This window comes from Leptodesmis sp. (assembly GCF_052746595.1).
The window spans coordinates 1-5,742 of sequence record NZ_JBRAGO010000167.1 but is presented as its reverse complement, the minus strand read 5'-3'; the positions used below and the strand labels follow the sequence as shown (position 1 = coordinate 5,742).

The 5,742-nt window shown below is 48.6% G+C and carries 6 protein-coding genes; all 6 read right to left on the bottom strand.

Going from position 1 to position 5,742, the window contains the following annotated elements:
* On the bottom strand, window positions 1–331 hold a 331-nt coding region (locus ACUVQO_RS22175; protein WP_445927994.1), incomplete at its 3' end, for an SDH family Clp fold serine proteinase.
* A 286-nt stretch (window positions 332–617) separates the two neighbouring features.
* Window positions 618–2,039, bottom strand: coding sequence for a putative bifunctional diguanylate cyclase/phosphodiesterase (locus ACUVQO_RS22170; protein WP_445927993.1), 1,422 nt, complete (start codon window positions 2,037–2,039; stop codon window positions 618–620).
* Between the two features lie 2 nt (window positions 2,040–2,041).
* Window positions 2,042–2,428 carry a response regulator gene (locus ACUVQO_RS22165; RefSeq protein ID WP_445927992.1) on the bottom strand — a complete coding sequence of 129 codons (387 nt, stop codon included), beginning with the start codon at window positions 2,426–2,428 and terminating at the stop codon, window positions 2,042–2,044.
* Between the two features lie 16 nt (window positions 2,429–2,444).
* On the bottom strand, window positions 2,445–2,876 hold the full coding sequence (locus ACUVQO_RS22160; RefSeq protein ID WP_445927991.1) for a response regulator: 432 nt from the start codon (window positions 2,874–2,876) through the stop codon (window positions 2,445–2,447).
* Between the two features lie 75 nt (window positions 2,877–2,951).
* Entirely contained in the window at window positions 2,952–4,469 is a 1,518-nt protein-coding gene (locus ACUVQO_RS22155; protein WP_445927990.1) for an ATP-binding protein, read from the bottom strand.
* Window positions 4,470–4,538: 69 nt separating this feature from the next.
* Window positions 4,539–5,309, bottom strand: a complete 771-nt coding sequence (locus ACUVQO_RS22150; RefSeq protein ID WP_445927989.1) for a PAS domain-containing protein — start codon at window positions 5,307–5,309, stop codon at window positions 4,539–4,541.
* Between the last annotated feature and the right edge of the window lie 433 nt (window positions 5,310–5,742).

Sequence of the window (5,742 nt, the reverse complement as noted above, 5' to 3'; positions counted from 1 at the left end):
GCGTCGGGCAGTGAAAAGAATCCCCTGCCTTTAGGCGTGGGGAGAGAGTCAAAATCTCATCTGCCGCTAGAGCCAGCATCGTGCCCCCACTCATGGCATAGTGCGGCACAAACACCGTCACTTTGGCGGGATGCCGAATTAATGCTCTGGCAATTTGTTCCGTCGCCAGCACCAGACCACCGGGCGTATGCAGAATTAAGTCAATAGGCACATCGGCAGGCGTGAGGCGAATCGCCCGCAGGATTTGCTCCGAATCTTCGATCGTGATGTAGCGCGACAGGGGAATTCCCGGTAGGCTGAGGGATTCCTGCCAATGGATTAACAAAATCACTCGACTCTTCCGTTCCTGTTCCAAAGCTTTGATAGCCTACACCCGTCGAAACTCAATTTGCCGCCGTTGCAACAGGGGTTGCAGGGATGAAATAGCCAAAAAGATCCAGAACAGCCAGAACAGATCGAAGAAGTTGAAATTCACGGAACTGCCTTCCTGATTAAAAGTCGTTTTTCCTTATTATTTCAACTTCAAAGCAAAAAACATCCAGTCTCAGGAGGGAAATGGGAGGGGTAGGAGATCGGGAATTGGGGATCGGGGATTCAGAGGAGAGTAGATCATCAACTCAAAACTGAGAATTTTGAACTCTCAACTTTTCACTCTCAACTCTCAACAGGTCAATAATTTGATGGGCTAGGAGGGGTTTGGAGAAGAGATAGCCCTGGCCAAGGTCGCAGTTGAGCGATCGCAGGTGGGCAAGTTGGGCAGGGGTTTCAATCCCTTCTGCGATCACTTTCATCTCCATCGTTTGGGCGATCGCGGCAATGACCGCCACTAAATTGAGTTCCTTCACCGTTTTATCTAATCCCTGGACAAAAGAGCGATCGATTTTGAGGTAATCCATCGGAAAGGAACGCAGGTAGCTGAGGGAAGAATAGCCTGTGCCAAAATCATCCATGCTGAGTTGAATCTGGTGCTGTCTTAAGTCCCGCAGGATCTGAGTCGCGGAATCTGCGTTTTGCATAATTGCACTCTCTGTCAGTTCCAGTTTCAGGCAATGCGGCTCCAACTCAGTCTCAGCCAGAATTTGCAAAATTTGCTCCATCAGATCAGGTTGAGCAAACTGATAAGCAGATAAATTCACGCTCACACTCAAATGGGACTCTACTAATCCTTGCTTTTGCCAATTCCGGAGTTGATGGCAGGCTTCTCGTAAAACCAGGGTGCCGATTTCGTTAATCAATCCGATTTCCTCAGCCACTCCAATGAATTCTGCTGGAGAAATCAGACGAGTGGGGTGGTTCCAGCGCACAAGTGCCTCCAGTCCAGCAACGGTTCCAGTTTGCAGATCGACGATCGGTTGATAGTGGAGGATAAATTGACGCTCTGAGATCGCCTGTCGCAACTCCATCTCCAACTGCAGGCGACGGAGCGCTGTTCTGTACATCGTGGCATCAAAAATTCGGTACTGGGCTTTGCCAGCCGCCTTAGCATGGTACATGGCTGTATCCGCATCGCGCAACAGATGCTCTGGCTTTTCATACTGAGCATCTCCCAGCACAATACCAATGCTGGCATTGATAAAGACCATCTGTTCTGGCAAGCAAAATGGATCGGCAATCTGGTGCAGGATGTATTCCGCCATCTGAGTGGCAGTCCAAATTCCCTCGATCTGGTCTAAAAAGATCGCAAACTCATCTCCTTCCAATCGGGCCAATAAATCCCCCGGTTTCAGGATCTGTCCCAGACGCTGAGCAATGCTAATCAGCAAGGCATCTCCAACTTCGTGCCCCAGGGAATCATTGACAATCTTGAAGCGATCGCAGTCCAGAAACAGCAGGGCAAACTGGTACATCGCATCTTCTTTAGTCCTTTCTATTGCCTGTTCCAGTCGTTTTAAGAGTGCAATCCGATTAGCCAAACCAGTGAGCGAATCTTGGAGTGCCAGCTTCGTTAACTGAGCATTGGCAACCTCCAAATCCTGGGTGCGTTCTTGAATACGTTGTTCTAACCAGGCATTGAGTTCACGCAGTTGCCGAGTCGCCACCTTTAGAGATACTGGTGTTGCGCTCTAGCCAGTACCTCTTCAAGTTGGAAAGGCTTAGTGATGTAATCCGCTCCGCCTACTCTAAATGCCTGTACTTTATCAAAAGGATCATCTAACGCACTCAGAAAAATCACAGGAATATCTGCAGTTTCAGGGTTGGTCTTGAGTTGTCTGCAAACTTCATAACCATCTAGCTCTGGCATCATAATATCGAGCAGAATTAAATCTGGCTTTAAAGCCTGAACGGCTGTAAACGCCATCTGCCCATTGATCGCTTTCCGCACCTGATATCCCTGTTTGGATAACATGACAGAGAGCAGTCTCAGATTCTCTGGCGTATCAACCACAATCAAAATATCAATGCTGTCAATGCCAACCTGATGGTTCATAGTACACTGTCGTCAACTATTGGACAGAATCTGGATAGGATTGAGTCAGCTCCATAATTTGATCAAACCGAAATTGATTGACCCATTGAGTCAGAGTCTGAGCTAGTAGGGCGTGATGGGGCGGAATTTCGGCAATCAAGCGGAGTAGCGTCGTATCACTTCCCTGCGCGGCAGCAGCATACAACTTTTGTAGCCAGCCCACAGGCATCACGCATAAGCTATCCGGTGTCAGGGTATAGGCTGAAGGTCCAGATTGCACCAGATTCGGCACCAGACTTGAGGCAGGGCTGTCTTCATAGCGATATTGCACCTCTAAATGTTCAGCAATTTTCTGTAACACTTCCTCTTTCTTAAAAGGTTTGCGGACAAAGTCATCACATCCAGCAGCCAGAATCTTCTGTCGCTGCTCTTCAAAGGCGCTGGCGGTGAGGGCAATAATTTTGGTCATGGGTCGTTTGTCATTTGTCGATTGATTGGCTGGTGCCTCATACCCTTCATTGCCCCATGCCTCCTGTTCTCGAATCTACCGTGTAGCCTCGTATCCATCCATCTCTGGCATTTGCATATCCATCCAAATTAAGTGAGGATGCCAGGCTTGCCATTGAGCGATCGCCTCCTGGCCATTGTTCGCCTCTCTCACTTCAAAGTTCAGCCTTTTCAACAGCTTATTCAAAAGTAAGCGGTTGGTGGGATCATCATCGGCGATTAAAATTCGGCAAGGCGGCTGATTGTTTGCCACCCCAATCACTTTGCCGACGATCGCGGCAGGCTTTTCTACAGGAGCTTCTGCAATAACCATGACCTGAATGGTAAAGGCAAAGGTACTACCCTGACCGATTCGACTATCAACGCTAATTTGCCCGCCCATCAACTGGACAAATTTTTGACTGATGGCTAACCCCAACCCCGTCCCTTCAGTGGCTTTCAATCCTATTTCAGTTTGGCTAAATGCCTCAAATAAGTGGTCAATTTCTTCGGGAAGAATTCCAGATCCCGTGTCTTCTACCTCAAAGTAAAGGGTAGTCGTATCCGGCAAAAGATGCCGTTGCCAGGAGTCTGCTACGTTGACTCTTAATGTCACTCGGCCCTGTTGAGTAAATTTAATGGCATTACTCAGAAGATTAATGAGAACTTGATTTAGCTTACCTTCATCCGTTCGGATATATCGGGGTAAGACAGGTGAACGCTCAACCACCAGCGATAATCTCTTGGATTGCGCCCGCAATTGCAGCATTGCCTCCAGATTATCCAGCAGGCGAGCAAGATCGACGTTCCCCTCGTTCAACGTAACTCGTCCAGCCTCAATCTTGGACATCTCCAGCACGTTATTAATTAAGGCCAACAGATGTTCTCCACTCCGGCTAATGATTTCAATGTATTCCTGGTGTTCGCGGGTGAGGGAGCGATCGCGGTGCATCAATTGAGTGAAACCCAAAATTGCATTCAGCGGCGTGCGTAACTCATGGCTCATGTTGGCCAGAAATTCGCTTTTCGCCCGGTTAGCCGCATCAGCAATTTCTTTCGCCTCTCGTAGTTCAGCCGCCTGTCGTTGAGTCCGTTCCAACAGCTCAGCTTGCTGCACAGCTACACCTAATTGTCCTCCAACTTGCAGCACAATTTTGGTTTCTGCCGTATCCCAGTCACGAGGAGCCGCATTATGATAAGCCACCAGGGATCCCCAAAGTTGATGGCCAGAAAAGATCGGTACACTCAGATAAGCCCTAGCCTGCAGTTGCTCCAGGTAGCTAATATAGTCCGATTGCAAATTGGCCTGGTAAATATCGGTAACGCGACAATAACTAATTCCTAGCGTATCTACACTGTCCTGAGTTTCCAGGCCATGCAGGGGTAAGTGATCTCTTACTTCGTCTGCAGATAGTTTCAACGCAGAATTCCATCCCTCGCCCACTGCCTCAGCCACGATTTGCTCCTGGGGGTTGGTCGTTAGCCGGTAGATAACTACGCGATCGCACTGCAAGGCATCTCGTAATTCTTCTGTTGTGGCGCTAAAGATACGTTCTAGTTTCAGGGTTTGCCGCATCCGCTGAATAATCCGGGCGATCGTGCGTTCCCGTTCAGCACTTTTTCGCAGGCGTTCCTCGGCCAGCCGTTATTCTGTAATATCGGTCAGCAATCCATCCCAGATGATGCTGCCATCCGACTGCAGTTCAGGACGAGAGACTGCACTCACCCATTTCAACTGGCCTCCCGCGATCGTTCGCCAGGTATGCTCAAAGGGAGACAGTTGCTTAGCCGATCGAATGATCGATCGCTTTAAGCCTTTCACATCCTCAGGATAGGTCAGAAACCAGAGCAAATCGCGGTTTTGTCGTAGATCACTGGGTTCCAGGCCAAAAATCTCACAGCTACCGGGACTGATGTAAGAAAACTTAAATCCCTTGCCTGGTCGGAAGACCAGTTGATAGATCATTCCAGGCACATTATTAGCCAGGGTTTGATACTGACTCTTGCTCTGCAGCAGAGCGGCTTCTGCCTGCTTCTGGCGCGTAATGTCACTCAGCGTACAAACAACTTGTTTTACCGCTCCTTGCGGTGTCAGTTGAGGATTAATATTCACCAGCAACCAGCGGCAATCTGGATGAGTATCAGACTGAACACCCAACACCAGGTTTTGAAGCGGTTGACCAAGAGCAATGACCGACTGAATTGGTAATTCAGCCTGTTCATAGGGCCTACCATTCTCCTGCCAAAAGTGCAGATGGTTGGATAAAGAGGCCCTGCATAACTCCTCTTTGCTACTGAGATAAAGCAAATCAAGGGCTGCCTGATTCGCCACCAAAACAGTTGCCTCGGTGTCCAATAGCAGAACCCCCACCTGCATATCTTGAATCAGTGAATGATCAACTACTTCGTAAGCCATACTCTGAAAGGTAGTGCCCTACAAACACTTACCAATGCAAACGCTCCGCGATCTCGCTCTCAGAGTGCCCACCTGAAGAGAATAAAGCTCAGGGAAAAGCAAGTAACCTATTCACAATGATCCTAAACCAAGTCCAGCTAAAGAACAATCGTTTTCCGAAAGAGAAGCTGCTGCTGGCAAATCTAGTGGGCTGGGTTGCCATAGACCTACTCACCCTGTCTATAGTAGGCATAGGCTTACTGACAAGCAGAATGCCCGTGGGGTAAATCTTACGAAACGATCAGCGATCGTCATATCTGCCCACTTCAGATCGCTCACTTTATAGTGAGGAAAAAAATATCCCTCTTAAGTCTAATTACTTAAGGGGGATATTCAACAATTACCCTGGCATCGAGCTATTTTTGCGGGACGCTGCCGTCCAACTATCTTCGCC

Bases quoted from the DNA above. Each gene is read 5' to 3' on its own strand.
- ACUVQO_RS22165 (WP_445927992.1), bottom strand. From the start codon at position 2,428: ATGAACCATCAGGTTGGCATTGACAGCATTGATATTTTGATTGTGGTT.
- ACUVQO_RS22160 (WP_445927991.1), bottom strand. From the start codon at position 2,876: ATGACCAAAATTATTGCCCTCACCGCCAGCGCCTTTGAAGAGCAGCGA.
- ACUVQO_RS22155 (WP_445927990.1), bottom strand. From the start codon at position 4,469: ATGCGGCAAACCCTGAAACTAGAACGTATCTTTAGCGCCACAACAGAA.
- ACUVQO_RS22150 (WP_445927989.1), bottom strand. From the start codon at position 5,309: ATGGCTTACGAAGTAGTTGATCATTCACTGATTCAAGATATGCAGGTG.